Raw genomic sequence first — 26,755 nt, forward strand, 5'->3', positions numbered from 1 at the left:
TTAAATTTTTGGAATGTAATGACCGTTGTCAAACTCTCTCCTTAACTCATTAAATTGGCTAGAGATACTTGCATCGTATTGCACATCTCCAACTCGTAAGATAAATCCTCCTAATATATCAGGATTTACTATATTCTCAATACTAGCATTGTTTCCTGTAAGGGCTACAATTTTAGCTTGTATTTTATCTTCTAACTCTTTTGTTAAAGCTACTGCTGTAGTAACTCTAGCAACTTTCATGTTCTTGTAGTGATCATATATAACAGCATATTGCTTAGCAATAGGCTCTAACATCACCATACGCTTATTTTCCTCTAATAAGTTAAATAACCCTTTTACAATGTTATCTACTTTATCACCAAAAAGTGCATTTAAAACTTTACTCTTATCTGCAGCTTTGATTACAGGACTTTTAAGCATAACATCTAAATCAGCGCTCTCAGCAATTGTATCTACGATTAACTTCATGTTATCGTTTACTAAAGTTTCATTACCTGAATCTTTAGCTAATTTTAAAATTGCTTTTGCGTAACGTAATGCTGCTCTTGCTTCTTTCATCTACTGATTAGTTTAAAGTAACCTCTTCTAACATTCCTTCTACAAGCTTTAATTGATCGTCTTGTGAAGCTAATTCTTTTCTTACAACCTTTTGAGCTATTTCGATAGACAAGTCTCCTACTTTCTTCTTTAACTCAGCGATTGCTGCTTGTTGCTCTTGCTTAATAGTAGCTTTAGCATTCTCTACCATAGTAGATGTTTGCTCTTCAGCTTCTTGCTTTGCATCAGCAATGATTTTATCTTTAATCTCACGAGCTTCTTTCATCATCGCATCTCTCTCAGCTCTTGCTTCTTTTAATAAACGCTCGTTATCAGCTTGTAAATTTTGCATTTCTTTACGAGCATTTTCTGCTTGATCTAATGCATTTTGAATACCTTCTTCACGTTCTGTTAAAGCAGCCATAATTGGTTTCCATGCAAATTTGAACAATAAAACTAGTAAGATTACTAATATTAATGCTTGCATAGCAAATAGCCCTGGAGAAAAATCATTTATTAACTGATCCATTGTATCTGAAATTTAATCTTTTTACTGTTTTGTTTTTTGTTTAATTTGAAAACATTTCCTGCAACCAATCGTTACAGGAAAATGTTTTACTTCTGTTTTGTTTCGGAATTATTTTCCTAAGATTAAAGCACCAAATGCTAATCCTTCTAATAATGCTCCGATAATGATCATCGCTGTTTGGATTTTACCAGCTGCTTCTGGTTGACGAGCGATAGCTTCCATTGCGCTACCACCAATTTTACCTAATCCTAATCCTCCTCCGATAACGATTAATCCTGCTCCAATTAAATTGTACATACTAATTGATTTATATATAATTAAACAAATTCTTATTCTAAATTAATGATGTTCGTGCTCTTCAACCGCCATACCAATAAATAATGACGATAACATTGTAAAAATAAATGCTTGTAAGAACGCTACTAAAATTTCAATTACTGTAATAAATAATGCTAACAATAATGAAATACTTGTTGAACCTACAGATCCGAACTGATTTTTTAATGTAATCATTAATGCTATTAAGCTCATTACCACAAAGTGACCCGCAGTAATGTTTGCAAATAAACGCACTAATAATGAGAAAGGTTTAATTAAAATAAAACCAATCAATTCGATTACTGCTAATATTGGTCTTAGAATTACTGGAACACCTGGCATCCATAATGTGTGAGCCCAGAAATCTTTACTACCATTTGTTAAATAAATTACTAACGTAAACAATGCTAAACACACTGTTACTGCAATTTGCCCTGTAACGTTAAATCCTAACGGAGTTAATCCTAACAAGTTTAATATCCAAATAAAGAAAAATACCGTTAATAAGTAAGGCATAAACTTCATATACTTTTTCTCACCTATGTTTGGTCGTGCTATTTCATCTCTTACGTAAAGTACTAAAGGCTCTAACACACGTCCAACTCCCGTTGGGATTGCTCCTTTCTTATAGCTTTTAGCTAAAGACCCAAAACCTAACAACATTAACAAACCTGCGAACAACATACCAAACACACTCTTAGTTATAGAAAAATCTAATACTCTGTGTGCATTAGTAGCATGATGAGCTTCATCAAAAGAAACAACTGTTTCTCCTTCGTTTAACTCGTATATTTTACTGTGAATTTTAGTAAGTTTTACTCCACCTTTTTCTAAAACAACGTGACCGTCATCATTGTGGTGAAATTCTGAAGACATAAATGTTTTTAATCCTTGACTTGTCCAAACGATTACTGGCAAAGGAAAACCAACATGCTTACGCTCTCCTGCATCATTTGTATACGAAAACAATGTGAAATCATGTGAATCAGCTAAGTGATGTTTAATATATCCATCAATTTGCTCTCGTGTATTAATTTGACCTCCGTTTGAAGTATCACCTCCTCCAGCGAATGCTGTAAATGAACTAAATACTATTGCTAGTACCGTTAAAAAATAGATAGGTTTTTTTGCTATCATCATACCTTACTAAATATAGAATTATGGTCTCTAAATTTCCGTGCAAAGGTACACAATAAATTAAAACTACAAACGGTTTTTTTATTTAGTTTTTCTAAGCCTTCCAAAGACATCAAAAAACAGCAAACTATCTATTATTCAACAACTTTGAAACACCAATAGCTTCTACTAACAAAAAAGTAAGAATAGGAAGTAGTATTGAAACTTTTTCAGGTTTAGTTAAACCTGTTTCAGAAAAAATGGAATCTTGATATAATAAAATAAACACTCCAAACTTCACCAACATTAAACCAAGGTATAAATAACCTGTTTCATTAGGTAAATAGCTTATTACTATTTCAACTGCAATATAAATTACTAACGAAGCTACTAAATTAAATGTATACACTGATAGTAACGAAAAAGATAAACTTACAGCGTTTTTCTCTATGAAATAATTATTAATAAAGAATCCTAAAGTAGCTAATACAACTACAACTACAGTAAAAATTATAATTCGTTTAATCATCGTTTTTTGTTAGATTGGTTACTTGTATAATTACCGAAAGCATGGCTCCGAAAACCGCAACAAGTGTACAAATTTTTACGTAAAGTTGATTGTCGTTTGGGTATTTTTGGTCTAACCATTCACCTAGTAAACTTCCTAGGTAAATAGTTAGTCCCATTTGAAGTGCGATTCCTGTGAATCGTATGTATTTATTAAGCGGATTTTTCTTTGAGTCCTTGCTCATTCTTATTTAATTCTTTTACCGCTCCTTTCATGGCACAAGTAGCGTTGAATTCTGCTCCTGGTTCTACAGATAGCTTTCCTATAACTACATCTCCTGTAATGTTTGCTGAAGATTTTACTGTTAATGTATTTGATACAAATAACTCTCCTGAAAACTCTCCTTCTACATCAGCATTAGTACACTCTACTTTTCCTTTAATTAAACCAGTACTACCAATAATTACTCTACCATTAGTTTCTATAGTTCCTTCTAAGGTTCCGTCGATTCTAAAATCTCCTTCAGAAATGATTTCTCCAGTAATTTTAGTGTTTTTTCCTATAATGTTTCTCTCTGCAACTTTATTTTCTCCTGTTTTTTTACTCTCTTTACCAAACATATTCGGGGAATTTATGGGTGTTTATGTTTTATTTAATTGTTCTATGATTTCTTTTGCTTTCTTACCTTCTTGCGTAGTTGCATAACTAACTGCAACAAACTCTAATGCTTTTTTATAGGTATCTTTATCTTGATATTTACCTATAGCCAAGGCTTTTAGGAGCGCAAATTTAGGGATTAAATTTGAATTTTTTAGGGTCGTTGAAAAATTATCTACCTCATTAACAACCTCTTCAAACTTATTTTCTTTATATAAATAATATATTTCTTTATATTTATTTAAAACCTCATCTTCTTTTTTCTCTTCCACAAGTTTTTTCTCAGGATTTAAAATTATTTGAGCAAAACTTGTTTCTGGATACTTTTGCAAGATAGCATTCTTGTATTCATTTGCCTTAGCTACCTCTCCTTGGTTTTTATATATCTGATACAAATGATAACTTATTGGCAATTCTAATTTATCATCTGTACTTACTTCTTTTAAACGCTCTAGATTCTTAATAGCTAGTGTTTCATTTGTAAACTGCTCCTTATAAATTAAACCTAGTTGATATAATGCGTCGTTACGTTCTTTTACTAGCTCACTAATTACATTTTTATCTGTAGGTATAGCATCAAGATATGTTGAAAGTTCATATCTCTTATTTACCTTGTTTCCATCAGTGTCATTTGACACATTATCTGCAACACTGATAGATTTATCTGATAATCGCCAGTTATCTTCCAAAGGACGTGTTCCCCATATTTTTTGAAACTCCGCTCTTCCAAATCCTAAAGCTTGTGTGTTATAAAAATACCACTTCCCTTTATTCGCGGTATTATTTATAGATGCTCCTCCACCAAAACCACTTCCAAAGTTTTGAGCATTGAGTATTTGTTGTCTTTTTTCTTCGTCCTCTTTTTTTATTTTTTCAATATATGCTTCAAAAAAAGAAGTTCTTTCATCTGGTGTCATTGCCACCAAACCAAGAATACTGTCGTTATTTTTAACAGTTTCCTCGTACTTTCTTAGAGTTGTAAGTCCTTTATTTTTTCTTCGAATTCTACGGATTCTTTTTTCTTGATCAAACTCTTTAGAAACCACTTGCATTACACTATCGTAATACGAGCCTGCTAACAAATAATTCTCTTTTTCAAAAGCCATGTTTGCCAAGCGTTCATAGGCATATGTTTTTTGATAATTGTTATTATGCTTTGCTTGTAAAGACTTTTTATAATATTCTGCAGCAGCTTCAGGGTTATTTCTTCCTTCTTGAATTACTCCTGCCTGATAGTATAATTCGTTTAAAAACTTACGGTTATCAGAATTTTTAATCAGTTTTCTTAACCTCGCCAACATTAATATTGATGTTGAATCATTTGGTGTATTTTTAGCAAGTTCTATATTTGCTCGAATACGGAATTTGTCTGGTGCTCTTTTAAATTCTGATAATTTTCGAAACACCATTCTTGCTGAATCTTTTCTATCTAATTCGCTGTAAACTTGCCCTAAAACAAACATATTTCGAGCTGATTGTTCTCTGTTATAATGTGTTCTAGTAGCTAACTTTAGATAATCTACCATTTTTTGGATGGTATCTGTTTGTTCATAAGCCATAGCCATAGCTGTGTAAGCTTGCTCTTTTACCGATTTGTTTATTTTTTCTTTCTCATCTAAAACATCTAACAATAGCATTAATGTTTCTATGGCTCTTTTTTCATTCCCTAAACGAATATTGGTTTTTGCTCTCCAAATTTTTGTTTCGTAGTTTAAATCAGCCTTTGGATAGTTAACTATTACATAATTAAAAGCTTCTAATGCAGGAATGAAACGTTGTGTGTAGTATCTTGACTTTCCTAATAATAAATAAGCATCATCTATTTGGCTATTTCTTTCATAACCATTAATGTTCATTGAATGAGTTTGAACTGCTTTTATAGCCTTTTCTTCTGCTTTTTCAAAGGGCGTTAGATTCTTATTTTCTTCTTCTTCATCTGCTTTAAAACCTGTACCTGGGGTAAGTACTTTTGTAGTTAATTTACTTTCATTAAAAGTTATAGGCTCTATTTGCAAGCGTTTCCAGAAATTGTCTTCGTGCTTTTCTTGAATTTCTTCAAGTCCTTTTAAATACGCTTGCTCCCCGTTAAAAAGCACATTGTATTTGGTGGTAACAGCATGGTAATTTCTATTTAAAAAAGCATCCTTTTTAACACTACACGAATACACGATAGCTGCTAAAACACTGAATACTATTATCTTTACCCCTTTTTTCATATACTATTACTTTTACAGTACAACAACGTAATAATTGTGTTTTTTGTACGTAAAGAGGTAAAAATAATAATTATAAGATGATTTTCACCTTGTTTTATGCAGAAAAATAGCTTTCTAATTCTTGTAGGGTTTCTTGCGATGTATTTATGTCCTTTACAACATTTCCTTTATCTAAAACTACAATACGTTCGCAAACCTCAGTTACATGACTTAAATCGTGACTAGAAACTAATACGGTTACATCATTATTTTCTGTTAGCCTTTTAATTATTTTTTTTAATCGAATTTGTGTTGTAGGGTCTAAATTAGCGAAAGGTTCGTCTAAAATTATCACTTGCGGATTCCCCATCATTGCAGCAACAATACCTACCTTTTTCTGATTTCCTTTACTTAAACTTCGTAAATATTTTTTCTTTCCTAAAATTTCATCATTAAAAAATTCATCAAATTGAGCTAAGAAAGCTTTTACATCAGCTTTATTCATTCCACGTAAGTCTCCAACAAAATCAAAATATTCTTCAGGTGTTAAGTACCCTATTAAAAAAGTTTCATCTATAAACGACCCTGTAAACGTCTTCCAATTTTCACTTTTATTTACAGTAACTTCATTATTTATAATTTCTCCTGTAGTTGGTCTAATTAAATCTAACAGCAGATTAAATAGCGTCGTTTTTCCTGCTCCATTATTTCCTACTAACCCAAAAGATTGTCCGCTAGGAATTTTTAATTCTTCTAGATTTAAGACTTGTGTAGTTCCGTATGTTTTTGAAATGTTATTTATAAATATCATTTTGTTTAGTTTTTTAGTTGGTTATGATTTTTGGCTGAATGCATGTATTACTGCGTACTTACTTTTAATGTATCTTTTTTCTATAAAATTCATAAAGTAATTTTTGAACGCTAATGCTAGTACTCCTGCAATAGCAATTGCTAAAACTCCAGCATTAAAGCCAACAAACTTGTTAAAAATCCAAAATAGGAACATAGGAATTCCCATTATTGGAATTATTATTAAAAATTGTGTTGCGCTAGTTCCTTGATAGTTTGAAAACCCACTTTTATTTAGGTCTATACGTTTTCGGTTAAAAGAACCTGCAAATAACAAAAAGAGTGAATTAAACCCTATATTAAATATTGCCCCAGCGGTTATCATTAAAAAAATATCTAATCCGTAGAAATAAATATAAGGAATACTTAAAAGATATAACACTCCTGATACTACAACCATTAAATACCACTTACTTTCTAAAAACTTTCTATAACGAATGTTTTGACTCATAAGCATTTTATAATACTCACTATCCCATGCTGGGATGAACTGACCATAGTTTAATGTAAAACCTCCTGTTACAAAAATTGCTGCAAATACTAAGAAAGCTGGCATTTTTTCTCGATAAGTTTCTTCTCCAAAGAAAATAGCTCCATAAAAAAGAAATAAAAACGACATAAAAAACACTGTTTTAGTTCGTTTATTCCTCCAGATTTGACGGATATCATTTTTTATAAATGGTGCTACATCTCCTAGTCTATCAACAAAAGATAAATTTGACTCTTTAGCTACTTCTTCTTTACTTTTTATAGCATCATCTAAATATGCTTTTTCTCTTAATAATTTAAAGTTTACATAATATAAACCTATCAATAGAACCACTCCTATTAAAGATAATGCAGGAAAATTATATACTGATTGAAAAACAGGTGCAAATACATCGTTTACATTAAATAGCTGGTATTTATTTGCAAAAAACAATATCGCTAGTACAGCAATCATTGCTCCTAGTGCATAATTATTTTTGTTGATTAGAAAATTTACATAGTTAGCACTTAACACCAGCATTAACATTAAAAACAACCATCCTAAAACTCCCATAATATCATAACCTTCACCTATTAGTACTATTGAAAAAGGCACGTAAAAAAACAGTGGCATTATATTGAAAAATGACAATGCTGATTTTCCCAACACAAAATGAACTAACTTTTCTTTTTTTACTGGTAAGTTTAGAAACGGCTTAATGTTTAGTACTGGTAATTTTTGCATTAAATAGCGAAAAATTAAATCTCCCAGTAGTAAAAAAACAAGAAGACCATTAACAAGAAATAGTGGATCTGTATTTGGATATTCTTTTTTTATGAAAAAATACCCTCCTATTCCTATCATTAAAAATGAAACTAGCATATACAATGCAAAAAAGCCCATGATAATTTTTAGTGCAATACTTTTTCCGAAATAAGAGGAGCGAAAAAACTGCTTCCACTCTAACTTTAAAAAATGTGCAATCATTTGGTTTTGTATTTGGTTGACTATCTTATTTGTCTTTTCTAACAGTTTTTTGTTACATAAAAAAGCATCAATTTTAAAAATTGATGCTTTTAAATTTATCTTTTTTAAATAAATCAGTTATGCCCATTGACAAATTACTCCTCCCATTAAGGCTAATGTAATAATCCAATAACCAGCATTAATAGCTACATACTTAACACTTTTTCTTTCAAATAATGCTTGTGTAGCTAAAATAGGTAAACCAATTAGTAAACCTATCATAGTTCCATGTAACGCCCCATGTTTAAATGTTCTAAATCGGTCTCCAAAGTTGGCTATAAACTCCTGAAAGTAGGCATATGCTCCCCCTGTTTGTTCTACAAAACCCGGTTCTCCCATTAAGGTTGATTGCACTCCCCATTGATGGATTACTAATGTTTGTAAGATAAAAGCTAACAAAAAACTAAACACATAAGCTAAACCAAAAATGAGCCCCATATTTGAGCCTTTCATAGATTCATCGGTAAAACCTACCTCTTTCATCCAAGCGTTTTTAAACAACATAGGTCCGTACCAAATAAAACCCATTACCATAGGTACTAAGGCAGCAATTGCTGTAATTAAAAAATTAAATTTCATAAGATTATAAAGTTTTGGTTGTCAATCAAATATAACAAAAAAAGCACCAAACTTACGTTTAATGCTTTTACTTGTTTCTTATGAAGTAATATTCTTCTTATTTAATTTTTAACGATTTTGCTATCGCTTCTAACTCAAAGATAAAATCTCTTTTATTTACTGATGGTGCGTAGGTAAACCCTTCAAACACAATAACACGTTTGTTTTCCTTATCAATTACTGTATAATTGATAAATGGTCCTGCCATGAAATCATTTTTCACTTCCCATTTACCTCTTGTTTCAAAGGCCTTTTTTCCATCAATCTCTGCATCAAAAGTAAATGGTGTATACGCTTGTTCGGTAATCATGTGCATCCCTTCTTTACTTCCTGGAATATATTTTTTACCGATTGTATCTCTCATTCTTGTAATATTATCGGCCACTTTGCTTTCATCTTCTAATGGATAACTATATACTAAAATGTTGTTCGTTCCATCTCCTCTAGCAATTCCACTTTTTAAGTGTTGGCGTAACCATAAAAAGTCTCCTGTATCTTCAACTAGTTTAAATCTTTCAGGAATGGTTAATGTAATTCCTAAATTTTTAATTGTTTGAAACTTACTTTCATCTAGTTTTTCCTTTTTAAAGATTCTTTGAGTAAATCTTACATCTTCATCTTTAAATAACTTAATTATTTCTTTTCCTCTGTTTCGAATTAAATCTACCAAATCCCCTTTGCTTTTGGCTGTTGCGTAAACTAATATTTGAGGTTCAGCATACTTGTTTTTTTCTACTTCAATTTTTTCTTTCTCTCCTTCTCTAAGAATTAAAACGGCTTTTGCATGCCTCATAAATCCATTAAACCCAACAGGGTCTATTTGACCTACTGAAAGTAGTGTTTCTGGTTGTGGTAAACCTACTTGGTGTTCTCCAAAAACAGAACGGATTTCGTCACCAATTTTACCTTCCCAATCATTTCCTTTAATCACTACCAATATTTTATTGGTGTTTCCGTTTGATGTTGGTAAAACGTAGTCGCTTTTCCCTCCATTATTTTTACACGAAACTGTTATAAAAATTAGGGCAAATAATGCTATTAGTTTATTCATAGTTTGTGGTGTTTAGTAGTTGTTTTTTAACTTTTAAAAATTTTAAGTTTCATTCCTGGTTTCAAACTTTTAACACTCCAAATATTGTTCCATTTTTTAATTTCTTCAACAGAAACTGATGGATACTTTTTTGAAATGGTCCATAATGAATCTCCTTCTTTAACAACATACACCTCATGCTTGCCTGTTGGTGTTTTATATTTTTTCTTTGAAACCTTTTTTGGAACAGCCATTCTTTTAGGATAAACACTTAATCTTTGACCTATTTTTAAGTGATGTGTGCGTAAACCATTCCAACGTTTAATATCACTTACTCGCACCCCGAATTTATTAGCTATTTTACCTAAATAATCTCCACTTCGAACCCTGTAACGAATGCGTTTATCCATTTCAAAGTACTTTGGTAATGGTTTCTCCCTTTTAGCATCATCTTCATTTGCTAAGGCATAAATTTCTTTTTCCTTTTCTAAGAAGTCCATTAAGTTTCTTCGAGGTAATCGAACTGCATATTTTTTTTCTTTTACATACGGAATAATGTCTAGTTTGTACGACGGATTCAAAAAAGCTAATAAATCAGAATCAATCCCAGTTTTTTCTGAAATCTGATCAAAACTAATAGTTCTTTTTACACGAACCGTATCTGTTTCAAAGTTGAAAATTTTTGGTGCTTCAGGGTAAATGTGATGTTTTTCTGCGTATTCAAAAATATACATCGTTGCGTAAAATGCTGGTACATAACCTGCTGTTTCACGAGGTAAAAATGGACGAATGTTCCAATAGTTCTTATACCCTCCTGAACGCTTTATCGCTTTTGATACATTTCCTGGTCCTGAGTTGTATGCAGCTAAAGCTAAATCCCAATCTCCAAAAATTTTATATAATTGACTTAAGTATTGACAGGCTGCTTTTGTTGATTTTACAGGGTCTTGACGTTCATCTACATACGAATTCACTTTCAAATCAAACTGAACTCCTGTTCCATACATAAACTGCCATAAACCAGTAGCTCCTACCCAAGATCGTGCGTCTGGTCTTAACGCTGACTCAACAATAGCCAAATATTTCATTTCTAACGGAATATCATATTGATCTAGGTATTGCTCAAACATTGGAAAATAATATTGAGCACGAGCCATTAAAGCTGGATAGTATTTTTTACGGTATTTTAAATAACTGTTGATTACTTTTTCTAACGCAGGATTATATTCTAAATGAAATGGTGTCTTTACATTTAAATCTTGTAGCCTTTTCTTTAATAAGTCGGTTGTAAGAATTGTGGTTGTGTTACCTAAAATGTCTTTATCATTAATTACATATTGAATACTGTCAAACAAAGACGAATTGAACTTTTCTTCAATTAGTAAGCTATCAATCATCTTTAAATCTTCCGTAGAAAATAATTCTTGGCTTTGTGTTGGATTTATAGAATCGCTTACTACAACATTAACACTGTCTTTAGCTACGAATAAGCTATCAACAGGTTGTTGCGCAAAAATTGAAGTTGTAAAAAGGAGTAGTGTTAGTAATTTCTTCATTTTGGTTTTATAAATCTAATTCAACAGCAATTGGGCAATGATCTGAATGTTTTGCTTCTGGTAAAATATATGCTCTTGAAATTTTATCTTTTAATGTTTCAGTTACCATATTGTAATCAATACGCCAACCTTTGTTATTTGCTCTTGCATTTGCTCGGTAGCTCCACCAAGAGTATTCTTGTTTTTCTGGATGTAAGTGACGGAAACTATCAATAAATCCACTATTAATAAATTTTCCTAACCACTCTCGTTCTTCTGGTAAAAAACCAGATACACCTTTCATTTTTGGGTTGTGGATATCTATTTCTTCATGACAAATGTTATAATCTCCACAAATAACTAAGTTAGGAATTTCTTTTCTTAACTCTGTAGCGTAGTCTAGAATTTCATCCATGTAGTTGAATTTATAGTCTAATCGAGCACTATTAGTTCCTGAAGGCAAATACATGCTCATTACTGAAACCTCATCGAAATCTACACGAAGATTTCTTCCTTCAAAATCCATTGATTCAATTCCTGTTCCGTACTCTACATGTTTTGGTTCTTCTTTACAGAAAATTGCAACTGATGAATACCCTTTTTTTTCTGCTGAAAACCAAAAATGATGTGGATAGCCTGCGTTTTCAAACTCTGTTACATCTAATTGTTCTTTGTGTGCTTTGGTTTCTTGAATACAAATTACATCAGGATTTGCTGCTTGTAACCAATCGATAAATCCTTTTTTTAATGCTGCTCTAATTCCGTTTACGTTGTATGAGATTATTTTCATCTACTTTTAAAAATACAAAAACGTAAAGCATAGTGCTTTACGTCTTTTTTTAATCCTATAATTTTGTTAAATATCCATTTCTGGAATGTCTCCTTCGACTACTAAAGTTCCTTCTGTAGCTGCTTGAATTTCTTCTACAGATACTCCTGGAGCTCTTTCTAATAAGTGAAATTTATTGTCTTTAATTTCTAATACCGCTAGATTTGTTACAATTTTTGTTACACAACCTACACCTGTTAATGGTAATGAACATTTTTTAAGCAACTTTGATTCTCCCCTTTTGTTGGTATGCATCATTGCTACAATAATATTGTCGGCAGAGGCTACTAAATCCATTGCTCCTCCCATACCTTTTACCATTTTTCCTGGTATTTTCCAGTTAGCTATGTCTCCATTCTCAGCTACTTCCATAGCTCCTAAAATAGTTAGGTGAACATGTTTACCACGAATCATTGAAAAACTAGTAGCAGAATCAAAAAAACTTGCTCCTGGCAACGTAGTTATAGTTTGTTTTCCCGCATTGATAATATCTGCGTCTTCTTCTCCTTCAAAAGGAAAAGGTCCCATACCTAATACGCCATTTTCTGATTGAAATTCTACTTCAATATCATCACGAACAAAGTTTGCTACTAATGTTGGTATTCCGATACCAAGATTTACATAATATCCGTTTTTTACTTCTTTTGCGATTCTCTTCGCTATTCCGTTTTTATCTAACATTTTTTAATTTGAAAATTTGTTGATTTGAAAATTACTTCTTTTTTGAGGAAGCTATTATTTTACTTATTATCTTAATAATTGTTTTCAAATCTGTTAGTAACTTCTTTTTTGGGCTTGGATAAAATTCTGATTGTTCACATAATAATAACCAATACTCCAATTCATCAGCTTCTTTCGCTGAAATTTTAAATTTATGAATAAAATCTGCTTTACTTTCTGCATTTTGTGCTTCTCTAATATTGGCTCCTATTGATGTTCCACTTCTAAAAACCTGAGATGCCATTTCATAACGATGTAAAGCCCTTATTTCTTCTGAAAACTTGATAATTTCAAGAGAAAACTCAAAAGTTAATTTTACAATTAAATTTTCTTTATCACTTCTCATTGTTACATTTTCAAATTTTCAAATTGATCCATTAAAGACTAGTCTCGTTTGCGAACGGTTCGTTGTTCAATTCTCTTCTCATACTTTTCTCCTTGGAAAATGCGTTGTACAAAAATTCCTGGAATATGAATTTGATTTGGGTCTAGTTCTCCTACTGGGACTAACTCCTCAACTTCAGCAACTGTTATTGTAGCTGCTCCACACATATTTGGGTTAAAGTTTCTTGAAGTTCCTTTAAAAATTAAGTTTCCAGCAGCATCTCCTTTCCATGCTTTTACAAAAGCAAAGTCTGCTTTAAATGCTGGTTCTAACACATACATTTTTCCGTCAAACTCGCGAGTTTCTTTTCCTTCTGCTACCTCTGTTCCATAACCTGCTGGAGTATAAAATGCTGGAAAACCTGCTTGTGCTGCTCTACATTTTTCTGCTAAAGTTCCTTGTGGTGTTAACTCTACCTCAAGTTCTCCAGATAACATTTGACGTTCAAATTCATCATTTTCTCCTACATAAGAAGAAATCATTTTCTTTATTTGACGATTTTGTAATAACAACCCTAAGCCAAAATCATCAACTCCTGCGTTATTAGAAATACAAGTAACTTCTTTTACTCCTATTTTTACTAACTCAGCAATAGCATTTTCAGGTATTCCACATAAACCGAATCCTCCTAACATAAAGGTCATTCCATCTTGTACACCTTGCAATGCTTCTTGTACGTTATTTACTTTTTTATTTATCATTATAGTTGTTGTTTTTAAGCTTTGTTTACTAAGTGATTAAACATCTTATAATATACTAAAAATCTGTATCGTCTGGCGCTGTTTCTTCTTCCTCTCCTTCTTTTGGTTCTTCTACTTTTGAACAGTCTAAATTTATACTTATATCTTTAGGTTTTTCAAAACTTTCTTGACTAATATCTAATGTTTTATCTTCATAACACTTTCTCATAAAAATAGCCCATGTTGGTAATGACATAGTCGCTCCTTGTCCATATCTTAGTCCTGCAAAGTGTGTAGCCCTGTCTTCTCCTCCTGTCCAAACACCTGTTACTAAGTTAGGAACAATTCCCATAAACCAACCATCTGATTGGTTTTGTGTTGTACCTGTTTTACCAGCAATTTGATTGGTAAACTTATACGGAAAACCTGTTACTGCGTCTCCTGCTGAAGCCCATGATGAACGTAACCATACTCCTGAACCTCTATGCGTTACTCCTTGCATTAAATCTAAAATTACATAGGCGGACTCTTCACTCAATACCTCTTTAGTTTCTGGTACAAATTCTTCTAAAACAGTTCCATTTTTGTCTTCTATTCGGGTAATCATTAAAGGACTTACACGTAACCCTTTATTGGCAAAGGTTGAATATGCACTTACCATTTCTAATAAAGATAAATCAACTGCTCCTAATGCAATAGATGGATTTGCCTCTAATTTAGATTTTATTCCTGCAGATTCTGCCAATCGTACCACATTTATAGGTGAGACTTTGTCTATTAACTGTGCAGTAATTACATTTACAGAACTTGCTAACGCGTCTTTTAGCGTTAACTCACCTCCATATTTACCTCCTGCATTTTTAGGTGTCCAATCTTCTGGCATTCCATATTTTTCCTTAGGAATAGTATATGGGGTATTAGGTAATTTATCACATGGTGACATTTTTAACTGGTTAATTGCCGTAGCGTATACGAAAGGTTTAAATGTAGAACCTACTTGACGCTTTTGTTGTTCTACCGCATCATATTTAAAATACCTATGATTAATTCCTCCTACCCAAGCTTTAATATGACCTGTTTGAGGCTCAATAGATACCAAACCTGAACGTAAGAAATATTTATAATGACGTATTGAGTCATAAGGTGTCATTACCGTATCACGTTCACCTTTCCATGTAAAAACACGCATATCGGTAGCTGTATTAAAGACCTTATCTATCTCTTTTTCAGACTTCCCTGCTGCTTTCATTCGCTTATAACGGTCTGAGTTTTGTTTTGCTCTTCTTATAATCTTCTCTATATCTTTTTTGCTTATATCATAGAAAGGAGCATTTTTATTTCTTTTTTGTTCCTTATCAAAATATGTTTGAAGGTTTGCCATATGTTCATATACTGCTTCTTCAGCATATTTTTGCATACGAGAATCTATTGTTGTATAAATTTTTAATCCATCTCTATAAATATTATACTCTTCTCCGTTTGGCTTTGGATGTTCTTTTACCCACTCTTTTAAAATACTTCTCAAATGCTCTCTAAAGTATGTTGCTAAACCATCACTATGCCCTTCTCTATTTATATTAAGTCCTAAACCTAGTTTTTGTAATGAGTCCTTTTGTTGCTGAGTAATAAACTCGTTTCTAGTCATTTGTTTTAAAACAACATTTCTTCGTTGTTTTACCATCTCTTTCCTTCTTAACGGGTTAAAAAGAGAAGAGTTTTTAAGCATTCCTACTAGCATTGCAGATTCTTCTACATCTAGCTCTTTTGGTTCCTTTCCAAAATAAATTCTAGCTGCCGAACGTACTCCTACCGCTTGATTTAAGAAATCGTATTTATTTAAATACATGGTTATGATTTCTTCTTTGGTATATTGGCGTTCTAGCTTTACAGCTACTACCCATTCTTTTACTTTTTGAAGTACTCTTTTAAAAATGTTTCGAGAGGCTTTTTTCGTAAATAACATTTTTGCTAGCTGTTGGGTTATTGTACTCGCACCTCCACTTCCTGGTTTTAAAATAGCTCTTGCTGTTCCTCTAAAGTCTATTCCTGAGTGTTCATAAAAGCGCTCATCTTCTGTTGCAACTAACGCTTTAACCATGCTTTCTGGAATATCTTTATATTTTATTGGTGTTCTATTTTCAACAGCGTATTTTCCTAAAGTTTTACCGTCTGATGAAATAATTTCTGTGGCTAAATTATTTTCTGGGTTTTCTAACTCTTCAAAAGTTGGCAATGCCCCAAACACTCCCCAAGAAGCTAGTAAAAATAGCAGGCTAATAAATAAAAAACCTCCTAAAATGATTCCCCAAAACCATTTAATGTACTTGCTAAAATTTGTTGTTTTTTTCTCTGTCATTACTTTATTTTTTCAATTCTAAACCCTACATGAGTTATTCCTTCTAGTTCTTCAATCCCTTCTATTTCTCCATTTTTTCTCATGGCTTGTCGAACTTTAAAGGTATATTCTCCTTTGCGGGGAAACGTTATGTTTTCTTTATAAAAAAGTTTGTTTTCTTTAATATCAGTAAAACCCTGCCCTAAAAACTTTCCTGTAACATCAGTCATATCATATTCCAGAGTATCTATGATTATTTGTCCGTCAGGAAAATTCATTTGCGTGATTAAAAAAAGATTACTGTATGCGTAATCCTTATTATTTCTAAGGTTTATAAAAAGGTTTTTCTTACCAATTGAATCGTTAATTGGAAATGTAAATTGTATTGTGTTTTTTTTATTCCATGCGCTTTTTGGAAGTGTAATATAGTTATCAAACTCACTGTTTGAGTCGCATGAAGCTAATAGCATAGCTACTAAAAAAAAGATGCCAACTTTACTTTTCATTATTGGTGTTATTTTTATTATCGCTATTGTTTTTTTTACGTTGATTGTTATTTTTTTTTCTAGGGGGTCTTGGTTTCTTTTGTTGCCCTTGTGGCTTATCAGTTGTTTTACTTTCTGGCTTAGGCTTTCTAGTTTTTGGGTTGTTTTTAGGTCTTGGTTTCCTATTATCAACTCTCTTTTTTTCCGTTTTTTGCCCTCCTTCAGTTTTGGTTGGTTTTCCTTGTGGCTTTTTCTTTTGTCTTTTATTTGCAGGAGGTTGTTTATTTTCTTCCTTTTTACCTGTTGGCTTTCTTTTTCTGCGTCTAGTATTTTTACGTCCTTTTTTAGGCGTATCAAAACGCGTTAAACTATCTTGACCAACAACATTTTCAAAGTCAACTGAAACTTCTTCTGTTATCTCTAATTCATACTCTTCTAACGGTAACGCAAGTTCATTATTTTTGTTTAATTCTATAATTTCTTGAACTTGATCTAACGATAGTTTATACCATTTAAAACTTTCTTCTTTGTAGGTATACCAAAGTAACTTTTTGAAGATGTCCATTTTAACGAAAACAGCATCTCCTTTTTCTGTTTTTAGTACTTTATCTTGTTTAGGGAAGCTTTGTAGTGCATCTAAATACGTATCTAATTCGTAGTTTAAACAACACTTTAGCTTACCACATTGTCCTGCTAATTTTAGTGGGTTTAATGATAGTTGCTGATAACGAGCTGCTGCGGTATTTACCTTTCTAAAATCAGTTAACCAAGTAGAACAACAGAGCTCTCTACCACAAGAACCAATTCCTCCTAAACGAGCTGCTTCTTGGCGCATTCCAACTTGACGCATTTCTACACGAATAGAGAAAGCACTTGCTAAATCGCGAATTAACTGACGAAAATCTACACGTTCATCTGCTGTATAGTAAAAAGTAGCTTTGGTTCCGTCTCCTTGATATTCAACATCAGAAAGCTTCATTTTCAATCCTAAACGGCTAATAATTTCTCTTCCTTTTCGTTGTGTTTCTAGCTCTCTTCCTCTGGCTTCTTGCCAAACATCAATGTCTTTTTGAGAGGCTTTTCTGTAAATTTTCTTTACTTCATCACTATCTGCAGTAATTTTTCTTTTTTTCATTTGAACTCTTACAAGCTCTCCTGCTAAAGAAACAATACCAACATCGTGCCCTGAAGATCCTTCAACTGCAACCACATCTCCCATGGAAAGAGTTAAATTTTCAGGATTTTTATAAAAGTGTTTTCGTCCATTTTTAAAACGGACTTCAAAAATATTAAATGGTGCTTCACCTGAAGGTAAAGTCATATTTGATAACCAATCAAAAACAGCGAGTTTATTTCCACTTCCACATGTGCCTGTTGCACAATTTCCGTTACTCTTACAGCCATTTGGCACACCGCTTTTGTTAGTTGAGCAACTGCTACAACTCATACGATAGTATATTTTTTTGAAATATTTTTTAAACCTGTGATATTTACAGTATCAAAAAACATTTTTATTATTTGATTTTCAGCTGTATAAAATTTACTTTATAACAACTATCCTTAATCTGTAAAGATACATATTCTAATGAAAAGTGAAAATTGATTTTTTTGTTAAAAAAAATGCTGCTTTTAAGTTAAAAAGCAGCATTTTTTATTTGTTTTTATGTCTTTAGGTACTATTTGTTCTTTTTTGCCCAGTTATCTCGTAACCCAACAGTTTTATTGAATACTAAACTTTCAGATGTTGAATCGTCATCTACATTAAAGTATCCTAAACGTTGAAACTGAAAACGGTCTCCAATTTGTGCTGTTTGTAAGCTTGGTTCAACATAAGCTGTAATTTTTTCTAAAGAATTAGGGTTTAAGAATTCCATGAAGTCTTTGTCTTTATGACTGTCTGGTGCCTCATCTGAAAACAGTCTGTCATACGCTCTTACCTCAGCTTTTACAGCATGTTTTACCGACACCCAATGCAATGTCCCTTTTACCTTACGTTTACTTTCTTCTGTACCGCTTCCTGATTTTGTTAATGGATCGTACGTACAGTGAATTAAGGTAATGTTTCCGTTTTCGTCTTTTTCTACACTATTAGCTGTGATAAAATAAGCATTCTTTAAACGAACTTCTTTTCCTAATTTTAAACGGAAGAATTTTTTGTTTGCTTCTTCTCTAAAGTCTTCACGTTCTATATAAATTTCTCTTGAAAATGGAACTTCTCTTGTTCCTGAGTTTTCGTCCTCTGGATTGTTTTCAGCAATTAAAATCTCTTCTTGATCTTCAGGGTAATTATCAATTACCACTTTTACTGGATCTAAAACCGCCATCACACGATTTGCTGTTTTATTTAAATCTTCACGGATTTTAAACTCTAACAACGCCACATCAATCACATTTTCGCGTTTAGAAACCCCTACTGTTTCAACAAAACTACGAATAGAAGCAGGTGTATAACCACGGCGACGTAATCCTGAAATAGTAGGCATACGTGGATCATCCCATCCTGAAACAATTCCTTCTTCAACCAATTTCATCAACTTACGCTTACTCATTACTGTATAGCTTAAGTTTAAACGTGAAAACTCTCGTTGTTTTGGTGGTAATGGGTATTCTGATTGACTGTACTCATACACATTATCTCTAAACCAATTATACAGTTCACGGTGAGGCTTAAATTCTAATGAACATAATGAGTGCGATATTTGTTCTATATAATCACTTTCACCATGAGTCCAATCGTACATTGGATAAATTACCCAATCGCTTCCTGTACGGTGGTGTTCTTTCTTTAAAATACGGTACATGATAGGGTCACGCATTAACATATTTGGTGAAGCCATATCTATTTTAGCACGTAACACATGAGACCCTTCTTCAAACTCACCATTTTTCATACGTGTAAATAAATCTAAGTTTTCTTCAACACTTTTGTCTCTATTCGGACCTGCGACTCCTGGTTGCGTTGGCGTTCCTTTTTGCTCAGCCATAGCTTCAGAAGACTGGTTATCTACATATGCTTTTCCGTCTTTAATCAATTGAACTGCCCAATCATACAATTGCTGGAAATAATCAGAAGAATAACACTCTTTTTCCCATTGATATCCTAACCAAGCTACATCACGCTTAATAGCATCTACATATTCTTGCTCTTCTTTTGCTGGGTTTGTATCATCAAAACGAAGATTTACTGGAGCATTGTATTTTTCTCCTAAACCAAAACTAATACCTATAGCTTTTGTATGTCCTATATGTAAATATCCGTTTGGTTCTGGTGGAAAACGAAAACGCAAATTTTCTTTTGGCATTCCATTTGCCAAATCTTCTTCAACAATTTGCTCTAAAAAATTCAATGATTTCTTTTCTTCTGACATCTTTATAAATTATGTACGTGTTCTATTTATAACCTTATGTAATTCTCTTTTAAAACATAATTAATTAAGAGCTACTTAAAAGGTTTAAGCAACAAAATTACATAGAATCTATGAGATAATTACACAAAGAAAATTATGGATTAGATTTTTTATAATAAAAAACGGAAAACCTATATAGATTTTCCGTTTTTAGTATTTATTATCAATAAGTTTTACTTACCGTACGAATTGTTTGCTTGATTTACATCTGCCATTAATTTAGACGGATCAATTTCAACTGATTTTACATCTTTTTTGACTGTAAAAGTATATGTTGGATGTGCAAAAGTCCAATCGGTAATAACTGTTGCATCAGTTGGTTTTTCTCCACGCATCATACGTAACGGAATATTGAATGATTCTTTTGAACCATCTGTATACGTAACCTCAACATCAATTGGCATTGGCATTTGACCAATACGCTCTAATGTGATTTCTTTTCCGTTTACTGCTTTAATTCCGTAATCAATAGTATGTGTTGTTTGCGTCCATTCATTTAAATACCAATCTAACTGAAGTCCTGAAACTTTTTCAGCAGTGCGCTTAATATCGTTTGGGGTTGGATGTTTAAAAGAAAAATCTTCAAAATACTTCTTCAACGTTTTTGCTACATTTTCTTTTCCAATAACATATTCCAACTGAGATAAGAAAATGTTTCCTTTAGAATAACTCGCAACTCCATACGCTGTATTTGTATGATACCTATCAGCATGCGTTGTTAAAGGCTCTTCAATATTATTACCTACCACATAATTGTATCCTCTGTAAGAACCAGCATGCGGGTTTTCTTTTCCTTCTCCTAAGATTTCATTTTCTGCTTTGTTTGAAATATAGGTTGTAAACCCTTCATCCATCCAAGGGTGCTTGCTTTCGTTCGTTGCTAATAAGAATTGGAACCAAGTATGTGCTAATTCGTGTGCTGTTACACCAAATAAGCTTCCCCATTTACGTTGCCCAGTAATTAGTGTACACATTGCATACTCCATACCCCCATCTCCTCCTTGAATAACTGAGTATTGCTTATATGGATACTGACCTATATGCTTACTGAAGTAGTTCATTAACTCAGCTGTTTTAGGTTGTAGTTTTTTCCAGTTCTCTAAATAATCCGCATCTAATGTTTTCTTGTATAGGAAATGTAAGTCGATTCCGTTATCCATTTTATACGTATCGTGAATAAACTCTGGATCAGCTCCCCAAGTAAAATCATGCACATTTGGTGCTGTAAACTTCCAAGTTAATTTATCTCCTGAAGGTGCGTTTAATGGTTTCGTTTTGTCTTCATAACCATGACCTACTTCTTGCGGGTTCTGCACATATCCAGTTCCCCCAACTACATAGTTTTTATCAATATGAAGTGTTACATCAAAATTACCCCAAACTCCGTGGAATTCTCTTCCTAAGTATGGTGGTGTATGCCAACCTTCAAAATCGTATTCTGCCATTTTAGGATACCATTGTGTCATTGACAAAGCAACTCCTTCTGCACTATTACGCCCAGAACGACGGATTTGTTTTGGTACTTGTGCATCAAAAATCATATCAAACGTTACACTTTCTCCTGGTTGAATTGATTTATTTAATGTTACTTCTAAAATCGTTCCAACAGTCTCGTGTTTTACTATCGCCCCATCTTGTTTTAATGAATTAACTTTAATGTACCCTATTTCTGATGGTGATAGCTTACTAATACGATCTCCTACTCTTCTGTCTGGATCTTTAATATTTCTTGAACGAACATCCATTTGAGAGTTTGGTTGAAATGCATTGAAATATAAGTGATAAAATACTTTATTTAATACATCAGGTGAGTTGTTTGTGTACACTAATTTTTGTGTTCCTTTGTATTGATATGTTTTAACATTCATATCAATATCCATAGTATAATCAACATGTTGTTGCCAATACCCTCTGTTAGACTGTTTGTGTACTTTTGTTTTTGTTATGGTTTTGTTAGTTGTACTATTTACTGTAGCACAAGAAATAACCGGTAACAATAAAAGGCTTAAGATTATTTTCTTCATATTAAACTAGTTTAATTCCCATTGAGATTAGTGTTTTCTTAAAATCACTTAGTTCTTTTTCATTTTTTAACACTGGAAAACTACGTCTTTTTCCGTTACGTAATTTTAGAAAAACTCGTTCTTTCCCATAAACTTTTCTTGTTTCTATTCCTTCAATTTCATTAAGATGATATTTAGATTTCCATGATCTTTTTACCATGTAATAAAATATTACTACTACTGAAACTACTGCAAGTAAAAACATAAAAACAAAAAGAGTTTCATTGTTTTTGTAACTCATTAAATACAACTGAACTCCCATATTAATTCCATTAATTAACATCAAAGAGATTATTAACCATGAATGCATTGGTACTTCATCTTTAATTGTTAATTCCTGTGTTTTTTTGTTAAATTCTAGCTGCATGATGCTTGTTATAACAAAAAAAGAGCATCAAATAACAATGCTCTTTTTTTAATCTATCTAAATATTATATTACTTTCTTCCGTTTACCATTCTATCAGCCATTCTAACTGCATTGTATGCATTTACAACACGTCCTGATACTGATAATTCTGAGAAAGGTACCATCTCATCTCTGGTTCCTGGTTTAACAACCTCTAAATCTATCTTAGTTCCAGAGTTCATTAAAATATGCTTTACTTGACTTGCCGTTAACTCAGGGTAGTAAGAACGCACTAATGCTGCAACTCCTGCTGCTGCTGGAGATGCCATAGAAGTTCCGTTAAACTTCTTGTATTCATTATCTGGAGTAGTTGAATATACTTGTACCCCAGGGGCAAATACGTCTACATTCTTTTTACCGTAGTTAGAGAAGTTCGCTGGTAATGTTTTATCATAATTAGCACTCATTGCTCCAATAGTTAAAAAATTATCTGCAATTTCATTCACTAAATCTGGTGCGTCGTTAGGGAAAGTCTTCTCAACATCAATATTCTTTCCATCATTTCCTGCTGCATTTACAATTAATACATCTTTAGATGCTGCATATTTAATTGCATCATAAACCCACTCTTTGTTTGGTGAAAAACCTTTACCAAAACTCGTATTGATAACTTTTGCTCCATTGTCTACCGCATAACGGATACCTAAAGCAACATCTTTATCATACTCATCTCCATCAGATACTGAACGTACAGCCATAATTTTCACATTAGCAACTCCGTTCATTCCTTTATCATTATCTCTTGCTGCCCCAATTATACCAGAAACGTGAGAACCATGCGCTTCATCTTTTTCAGAATGACCTGTATTACCATTTCCGTATCCTGGCTTATCGTTAATATCATATGCATTATCACCAACAACTGTGCGGTAATCAGTTTTTAAATTGTCTCCGTTTATTGTCTTTTCTGCATTTTTAATACCTTTTTCAAAGTACTCTTTAGCTTCTTCTAGCGTATCAAAATAACCAAACATTCTAGTTGCAAAGTTTTTTGCATTACCTAACATCTCGTCATTTGTATTGATAGCTTCTACTTCGTCTTTAGTATAGGTTGATTTCCCAAAGTATTTGGTAAATGCTTTATCAGCATCTGAAACCATTCCTTTTAAACCTCCATAACGAGCAACTGTTTTCTTTGCTTCTGCTATTTTCTCAGCTTGATACGCTTTTACTTCTGCTAAGGTTTCAGCATCAGCAACTTCTGGCTTCATTAAAATACGCTCATACTCTAAGTGTTCTTTATAAGCATCTCCTAAGAAATTCCAACCGTTGATATCATCAACATATCCATTTTTATCATTATCAATTCCATCTCCAGCTATTTCTTTAGCATTTACCCAAGCTACATCAACTAAATCTTCATGTTTTAAATCAGTTCCTGAATCAACTACACCAACTACAACTCCTACATGCTTCTTACCTTTTAAGAACTCATAGGCTTTATTTACACTCATTCCTGGAATTGTATCTGTGGCCAAGTCTAAATGTTGCCAGTTTTCTTGCTCATAGTCTGTTAATTCAGCTTTTTTTGCTGGAATATTCACTACGGTATTACTACCTGCTGGCACAGGGATTTTGCTTATTGTCTTACAGCTAGCTAAGGTAACCACTGCAATTGCCGAATAAAATACGGGCTTTAAAACTCTCATAATCTCTATCTTAATTAAAAATATCTGTAAACTTAAATGTTTCCTTTAAACGAACTCCTTTTTCTGTATGTTTTACTGTTATTACTTCGTTGTAAGCATCGTGCTCTAAAAACAGGTAAAATTCTTTATCGGCTGCTTCGTTTAAAAAAGCTTCTTTTTCTTTTAAGGTAAGTAGTGGTCTTGTATCATACCCCATAACATAAGGCAAAGGAACATGACCTGCTGTTGGCAATAAATCTGCCATAAACACCAATGTTTTTCCTTGACATTCTATTTTCGGTAGCATTTGTTTTTCGGTATGTCCATCTTTAAACAGCACATCAAACCCAACATAATCTTTTGCGTTTAGATGCAAAAAGTTTAGTTGTCCGCTTTCTTCAATGGGTAAGATGTTTTCTTTTAAAAAAGATGCTTTTTCTCTCGCATTTGGGTGTACTGCCCAGTCCCAATGACGTTGGTTACTCCAAAAACGTGCATTTTTAAAAGCTGGTTCGTAGCCTGTTCTGTCTTTATTCCATTGAATTGCTCCTCCACAATGGTCGAAATGTAGGTGTGTTAAAAACACATCGGTAATATCATCTCTATGGAAACCATATTTTGCTAAAGAAGTATCTAATGAAAAGTCTCCATATAAATAATAATATCCAAAAAATTTATCGGACTGCTTATTACCAATACCTGTATCAATTAGTGTTAAACGGTCACCATCTTCAATTAGCATACAACGCATGCCCATTGAGATCATGTTGTTTTCATCGGCTGGATTTGTCTTTTGCCAAATCGTTTTCGGAACTACGCCAAACATAGCGCCTCCGTCTAATTTAAAGTTTCCTGTTTCTATTGGATAAATTCGCATAGCTACAAAGATGCAGATTTTTAACGAATTATTTTGTTAATGAAAACAAAAAGTGCCTAGTTTCTAAAAATGCTATCTGCCATAATTAACGCATTGTAGATGTTTAACAAACCTTAATTGTTTTAATAAAAAAGACATCTTACTTTTGGGTAACTGAGCTGTATAATTTTGAAAAAACTAAACAAAAAACAAAAAGATGAACCTAAGTCTATCTTCTTGCTTGTTTTAATATGCTATTTCTATACTAAGAAAACTCTTCTACAGTAGCATTTGGTGTATTCTTTTTTACTGAAGTTATACCATTTTCCATAGCGTCTTTACTTGAATACATTTATAACTGAATTTATTTTTAGCTTCCATTCTTTTATAACTAAAAGAATAATAAAAAGTTCAATAGAAGAAACCAGACCTATATAGTAAAACAAGTATTTAGTTCCATGTGTTGAATTTAACACCAACTCAATTAAATAAAGAAATAAAGTAAAAACCCACATTTTACTTAAAACTGTACTTGGTGTCTCTAATTTTTTAAACTTAAAATAGTTTATAACAAGCAAAACTGATTTAATTATAAATAATATAACAAATACATTACTGAGACTAAAAACAACCTCTTTTTTTTCTATTAAAATAATATATGAACAAACAATCCAAAATAAATAATTTGATAGAATATTGTTGATATTATTCTCTCTAATTTCTTTATATGATATAATAAGCCCTAGCAACAATAATAAAGCAATTATAATATCATAGAAAGTCTCTGGAATTTTATAATTGACACATAATGATATACCTAAAAAAATTATAAATCTTATAGCTAAGTTTTTCATATCCTATTATTTATCAATTAAAACTTCTAAAGCTCCCAAAGGTTTTTTCTTCTTTTTGTCTTCGTAAAACTTTAAAGTTACTGTACTACCTACCTTAGAAGGCATGCCATAGGTATTTGAAACACTTTTTATTTCATTATTTTGTATCGTTAGCCATGTTAATTCATCATAACTTAATGAGTGACTTTTATCAGAGTCTTTATAACCTATTCTTAAAAATATTTTTTTTTCATTAATTGTGTTGTATGAAAAAAGGTTTAGCAGTCCAAAAGACTTATTAACTTTAAATTTATCAAACCATAAATTCAAATCATTTTCTATAAATTTCTTAAACTCTTCATCTCCTTCAACTATTATTACATTCTTTTTTGGTACAACCCTTAAAAAGTTGGAATACTCTTTAGATTCTGAGATACTATTCGACGGATAATGATAATAATTCACAAATTGTCCATGATTTGTCAATGTAATAGTGGCTACATAATAGACTATAGATAATAGTAGACACATTAATAAAAGCTTAATTATTTTGTTTTTCATTGACTTTTCAATTTGTTTTCTTTCTCTTTTTTATTTCGATAAAAACAAAAAAAGCTCATCAATTATTGATGAGCTTTTTGAGGTGTCGAGCGGATTCGAACCGCTGTAGATGGTGTTGCAGACCACTGCCTAGCCACTCGGCCACGACACCTTATATTGATAAGGACTGCAAATTTACA

The 26,755-nt window shown here is 32.3% G+C and carries 28 protein-coding genes and 1 tRNA gene; all 29 read right to left on the reverse strand.

Annotated elements, in window-relative coordinates:
- Positions 1-558, reverse strand: coding sequence for an ATP synthase F1 subunit delta (gene atpH, locus ACTPNM_RS01095; protein ID WP_274638755.1), 558 nt, complete (start codon positions 556-558; stop codon positions 1-3).
- A gap of 7 nt (positions 559-565) precedes the next feature.
- Positions 566-1,066, reverse strand: a complete 501-nt coding sequence (locus ACTPNM_RS01100) for a F0F1 ATP synthase subunit B (protein WP_099215025.1) — start codon at positions 1,064-1,066, stop codon at positions 566-568.
- A 108-nt stretch (positions 1,067-1,174) separates the two neighbouring features.
- Entirely contained in the window at positions 1,175-1,363 is a 189-nt protein-coding gene (locus tag ACTPNM_RS01105) for a hypothetical protein (protein WP_125066429.1), read from the reverse strand.
- Between the two features lie 42 nt (positions 1,364-1,405).
- Positions 1,406-2,524, reverse strand: a complete 1,119-nt coding sequence (gene atpB, locus ACTPNM_RS01110) for a F0F1 ATP synthase subunit A (protein ID WP_440120252.1) — start codon at positions 2,522-2,524, stop codon at positions 1,406-1,408.
- A gap of 124 nt (positions 2,525-2,648) precedes the next feature.
- Complete coding sequence (locus ACTPNM_RS01115; RefSeq protein ID WP_440120253.1) at positions 2,649-3,029, reverse strand: DUF6168 family protein; 381 nt, start codon at positions 3,027-3,029, stop codon at positions 2,649-2,651.
- A complete protein-coding gene (locus ACTPNM_RS01120; RefSeq protein ID WP_099215021.1) occupies positions 3,022-3,252 on the reverse strand; it encodes an AtpZ/AtpI family protein in 231 nt (76 codons plus the stop codon). The genes ACTPNM_RS01115 and ACTPNM_RS01120 overlap by 8 nt, the downstream gene beginning before the upstream one ends.
- The gene (locus ACTPNM_RS01125) at positions 3,221-3,628 is read right to left on the reverse strand and encodes a bactofilin family protein (RefSeq protein WP_099215020.1); all 408 of its coding nucleotides are present in this window, start codon (positions 3,626-3,628) and stop codon (positions 3,221-3,223) included. The genes ACTPNM_RS01120 and ACTPNM_RS01125 overlap by 32 nt, the downstream gene beginning before the upstream one ends.
- Before the next feature lie 21 nt (positions 3,629-3,649).
- A complete protein-coding gene (locus ACTPNM_RS01130; RefSeq protein ID WP_440120254.1) occupies positions 3,650-5,881 on the reverse strand; it encodes a tetratricopeptide repeat protein in 2,232 nt (743 codons plus the stop codon).
- Positions 5,882-5,975: 94 nt separating this feature from the next.
- The gene (locus tag ACTPNM_RS01135) at positions 5,976-6,671 is read right to left on the reverse strand and encodes an ABC transporter ATP-binding protein (protein WP_274638759.1); all 696 of its coding nucleotides are present in this window, start codon (positions 6,669-6,671) and stop codon (positions 5,976-5,978) included.
- Positions 6,672-6,692: 21 nt separating this feature from the next.
- Positions 6,693-8,165, reverse strand: a complete 1,473-nt coding sequence (locus ACTPNM_RS01140; protein ID WP_440120255.1) for a DUF5687 family protein — start codon at positions 8,163-8,165, stop codon at positions 6,693-6,695.
- 117 nt (positions 8,166-8,282) lie between these two features.
- Entirely contained in the window at positions 8,283-8,783 is a 501-nt protein-coding gene (locus ACTPNM_RS01145) for a DUF1761 domain-containing protein (protein ID WP_273694097.1), read from the reverse strand.
- Between the two features lie 97 nt (positions 8,784-8,880).
- Positions 8,881-9,873, reverse strand: coding sequence for a DUF4837 family protein (locus tag ACTPNM_RS01150; RefSeq protein ID WP_274638761.1), 993 nt, complete (start codon positions 9,871-9,873; stop codon positions 8,881-8,883).
- 26 nt (positions 9,874-9,899) lie between these two features.
- Positions 9,900-11,408 carry a LysM peptidoglycan-binding domain-containing protein gene (locus ACTPNM_RS01155; RefSeq protein WP_440120256.1) on the reverse strand — a complete coding sequence of 503 codons (1,509 nt, stop codon included), beginning with the start codon at positions 11,406-11,408 and terminating at the stop codon, positions 9,900-9,902.
- A gap of 7 nt (positions 11,409-11,415) precedes the next feature.
- Complete coding sequence (locus ACTPNM_RS01160; RefSeq protein WP_274638763.1) at positions 11,416-12,177, reverse strand: exodeoxyribonuclease III; 762 nt, start codon at positions 12,175-12,177, stop codon at positions 11,416-11,418.
- 66 nt (positions 12,178-12,243) lie between these two features.
- The gene (locus ACTPNM_RS01165) at positions 12,244-12,897 is read right to left on the reverse strand and encodes a 3-oxoacid CoA-transferase subunit B (RefSeq protein WP_408028642.1); all 654 of its coding nucleotides are present in this window, start codon (positions 12,895-12,897) and stop codon (positions 12,244-12,246) included.
- A gap of 31 nt (positions 12,898-12,928) precedes the next feature.
- A complete protein-coding gene (locus ACTPNM_RS01170) occupies positions 12,929-13,282 on the reverse strand; it encodes a four helix bundle protein (RefSeq protein WP_408028643.1) in 354 nt (117 codons plus the stop codon).
- A gap of 38 nt (positions 13,283-13,320) precedes the next feature.
- The gene (locus ACTPNM_RS01175; RefSeq protein WP_440120257.1) at positions 13,321-14,022 is read right to left on the reverse strand and encodes a CoA transferase subunit A; all 702 of its coding nucleotides are present in this window, start codon (positions 14,020-14,022) and stop codon (positions 13,321-13,323) included.
- Positions 14,023-14,077: 55 nt separating this feature from the next.
- Complete coding sequence (locus ACTPNM_RS01180) at positions 14,078-16,357, reverse strand: penicillin-binding protein 1A (protein WP_440120258.1); 2,280 nt, start codon at positions 16,355-16,357, stop codon at positions 14,078-14,080.
- On the reverse strand, positions 16,357-16,842 hold the full coding sequence (locus tag ACTPNM_RS01185) for a gliding motility lipoprotein GldH (RefSeq protein WP_440120259.1): 486 nt from the start codon (positions 16,840-16,842) through the stop codon (positions 16,357-16,359). Before ACTPNM_RS01185 ends, ACTPNM_RS01180 begins: the two co-directional genes overlap by 1 nt.
- Positions 16,832-18,268 carry a regulatory iron-sulfur-containing complex subunit RicT gene (gene ricT / locus ACTPNM_RS01190; RefSeq protein WP_440120260.1) on the reverse strand — a complete coding sequence of 479 codons (1,437 nt, stop codon included), beginning with the start codon at positions 18,266-18,268 and terminating at the stop codon, positions 16,832-16,834. Before ricT ends, ACTPNM_RS01185 begins: the two co-directional genes overlap by 11 nt.
- 229 nt (positions 18,269-18,497) lie before the next feature.
- The gene (locus ACTPNM_RS01195) at positions 18,498-20,189 is read right to left on the reverse strand and encodes a glutamine--tRNA ligase/YqeY domain fusion protein (protein ID WP_440120261.1); all 1,692 of its coding nucleotides are present in this window, start codon (positions 20,187-20,189) and stop codon (positions 18,498-18,500) included.
- Positions 20,190-20,401: 212 nt separating this feature from the next.
- The gene (locus ACTPNM_RS01200; RefSeq protein WP_440120262.1) at positions 20,402-22,252 is read right to left on the reverse strand and encodes a M1 family metallopeptidase; all 1,851 of its coding nucleotides are present in this window, start codon (positions 22,250-22,252) and stop codon (positions 20,402-20,404) included.
- Between the two features lies 1 nt (position 22,253).
- Positions 22,254-22,658 (reverse strand): hypothetical protein, encoded by a 405-nt coding sequence (locus ACTPNM_RS01205; protein ID WP_440120263.1) that lies wholly within the window; start codon positions 22,656-22,658, stop codon positions 22,254-22,256.
- A 69-nt stretch (positions 22,659-22,727) separates the two neighbouring features.
- Complete coding sequence (locus ACTPNM_RS01210; RefSeq protein WP_440120264.1) at positions 22,728-24,347, reverse strand: S8 family serine peptidase; 1,620 nt, start codon at positions 24,345-24,347, stop codon at positions 22,728-22,730.
- 10 nt (positions 24,348-24,357) lie between these two features.
- Positions 24,358-25,203 (reverse strand): MBL fold metallo-hydrolase, encoded by an 846-nt coding sequence (locus tag ACTPNM_RS01215; protein ID WP_440120265.1) that lies wholly within the window; start codon positions 25,201-25,203, stop codon positions 24,358-24,360.
- Between the two features lie 244 nt (positions 25,204-25,447).
- Positions 25,448-25,534, reverse strand: a complete 87-nt coding sequence (locus tag ACTPNM_RS01220; RefSeq protein WP_440122810.1) for a YegP family protein — start codon at positions 25,532-25,534, stop codon at positions 25,448-25,450.
- Entirely contained in the window at positions 25,521-26,036 is a 516-nt protein-coding gene (locus ACTPNM_RS01225) for a hypothetical protein (protein ID WP_440120266.1), read from the reverse strand. The genes ACTPNM_RS01220 and ACTPNM_RS01225 overlap by 14 nt, the downstream gene beginning before the upstream one ends.
- Positions 26,037-26,042: 6 nt before the next feature.
- On the reverse strand, positions 26,043-26,576 hold the full coding sequence (locus ACTPNM_RS01230; protein ID WP_440120267.1) for a hypothetical protein: 534 nt from the start codon (positions 26,574-26,576) through the stop codon (positions 26,043-26,045).
- An 80-nt stretch (positions 26,577-26,656) separates the two neighbouring features.
- Positions 26,657-26,727 (reverse strand) — tRNA-Cys (locus tag ACTPNM_RS01235).
- Positions 26,728-26,755 lie beyond the last annotated feature (28 nt).

This window comes from Tenacibaculum sp. Ill, assembly GCF_051938915.1.
In the GTDB taxonomy this organism is placed as follows: Bacteria; Bacteroidota; Bacteroidia; order Flavobacteriales; family Flavobacteriaceae; genus Polaribacter; species Polaribacter larymnensis.

Coding starts and splice junctions, on each gene's coding strand:
- ACTPNM_RS01130 (WP_440120254.1), bottom strand. CDS start 5,881: ATGAAAAAAGGGGTAAAGATAATAGTATTCAGTGTTTTAGCAGCTATC.
- ACTPNM_RS01195 (WP_440120261.1), bottom strand. CDS start 20,189: ATGTCAGAAGAAAAGAAATCATTGAATTTTTTAGAGCAAATTGTTGAA.
- ACTPNM_RS01155 (WP_440120256.1), bottom strand. CDS start 11,408: ATGAAGAAATTACTAACACTACTCCTTTTTACAACTTCAATTTTTGCG.
- ricT (WP_440120260.1), bottom strand. CDS start 18,268: ATGAGTTGTAGCAGTTGCTCAACTAACAAAAGCGGTGTGCCAAATGGC.
- ACTPNM_RS01135 (WP_274638759.1), bottom strand. CDS start 6,671: ATGATATTTATAAATAACATTTCAAAAACATACGGAACTACACAAGTC.
- ACTPNM_RS01120 (WP_099215021.1), bottom strand. CDS start 3,252: ATGAGCAAGGACTCAAAGAAAAATCCGCTTAATAAATACATACGATTC.
- ACTPNM_RS01175 (WP_440120257.1), bottom strand. CDS start 14,022: ATGATAAATAAAAAAGTAAATAACGTACAAGAAGCATTGCAAGGTGTA.
- ACTPNM_RS01180 (WP_440120258.1), bottom strand. CDS start 16,357: ATGACAGAGAAAAAAACAACAAATTTTAGCAAGTACATTAAATGGTTT.
- ACTPNM_RS01205 (WP_440120263.1), bottom strand. CDS start 22,658: ATGCAGCTAGAATTTAACAAAAAAACACAGGAATTAACAATTAAAGAT.
- ACTPNM_RS01185 (WP_440120259.1), bottom strand. CDS start 16,842: ATGAAAAGTAAAGTTGGCATCTTTTTTTTAGTAGCTATGCTATTAGCT.
- ACTPNM_RS01105 (WP_125066429.1), bottom strand. CDS start 1,363: ATGTACAATTTAATTGGAGCAGGATTAATCGTTATCGGAGGAGGATTA.
- ACTPNM_RS01170 (WP_408028643.1), bottom strand. CDS start 13,282: ATGAGAAGTGATAAAGAAAATTTAATTGTAAAATTAACTTTTGAGTTT.
- ACTPNM_RS01125 (WP_099215020.1), bottom strand. CDS start 3,628: ATGTTTGGTAAAGAGAGTAAAAAAACAGGAGAAAATAAAGTTGCAGAG.
- ACTPNM_RS01230 (WP_440120267.1), bottom strand. CDS start 26,576: ATGAAAAACAAAATAATTAAGCTTTTATTAATGTGTCTACTATTATCT.
- ACTPNM_RS01220 (WP_440122810.1), bottom strand. CDS start 25,534: ATGTATTCAAGTAAAGACGCTATGGAAAATGGTATAACTTCAGTAAAA.
- ACTPNM_RS01150 (WP_274638761.1), bottom strand. CDS start 9,873: ATGAATAAACTAATAGCATTATTTGCCCTAATTTTTATAACAGTTTCG.
- ACTPNM_RS01140 (WP_440120255.1), bottom strand. CDS start 8,165: ATGATTGCACATTTTTTAAAGTTAGAGTGGAAGCAGTTTTTTCGCTCC.
- ACTPNM_RS01165 (WP_408028642.1), bottom strand. CDS start 12,897: ATGTTAGATAAAAACGGAATAGCGAAGAGAATCGCAAAAGAAGTAAAA.
- atpH (WP_274638755.1), bottom strand. CDS start 558: ATGAAAGAAGCAAGAGCAGCATTACGTTACGCAAAAGCAATTTTAAAA.
- ACTPNM_RS01215 (WP_440120265.1), bottom strand. CDS start 25,203: ATGCGAATTTATCCAATAGAAACAGGAAACTTTAAATTAGACGGAGGC.
- ACTPNM_RS01115 (WP_440120253.1), bottom strand. CDS start 3,029: ATGATTAAACGAATTATAATTTTTACTGTAGTTGTAGTTGTATTAGCT.
- ACTPNM_RS01145 (WP_273694097.1), bottom strand. CDS start 8,783: ATGAAATTTAATTTTTTAATTACAGCAATTGCTGCCTTAGTACCTATG.
- ACTPNM_RS01100 (WP_099215025.1), bottom strand. CDS start 1,066: ATGGATCAGTTAATAAATGATTTTTCTCCAGGGCTATTTGCTATGCAA.
- ACTPNM_RS01210 (WP_440120264.1), bottom strand. CDS start 24,347: ATGAGAGTTTTAAAGCCCGTATTTTATTCGGCAATTGCAGTGGTTACC.
- atpB (WP_440120252.1), bottom strand. CDS start 2,524: ATGATGATAGCAAAAAAACCTATCTATTTTTTAACGGTACTAGCAATA.
- ACTPNM_RS01225 (WP_440120266.1), bottom strand. CDS start 26,036: ATGAAAAACTTAGCTATAAGATTTATAATTTTTTTAGGTATATCATTA.
- ACTPNM_RS01200 (WP_440120262.1), bottom strand. CDS start 22,252: ATGAAGAAAATAATCTTAAGCCTTTTATTGTTACCGGTTATTTCTTGT.
- ACTPNM_RS01160 (WP_274638763.1), bottom strand. CDS start 12,177: ATGAAAATAATCTCATACAACGTAAACGGAATTAGAGCAGCATTAAAA.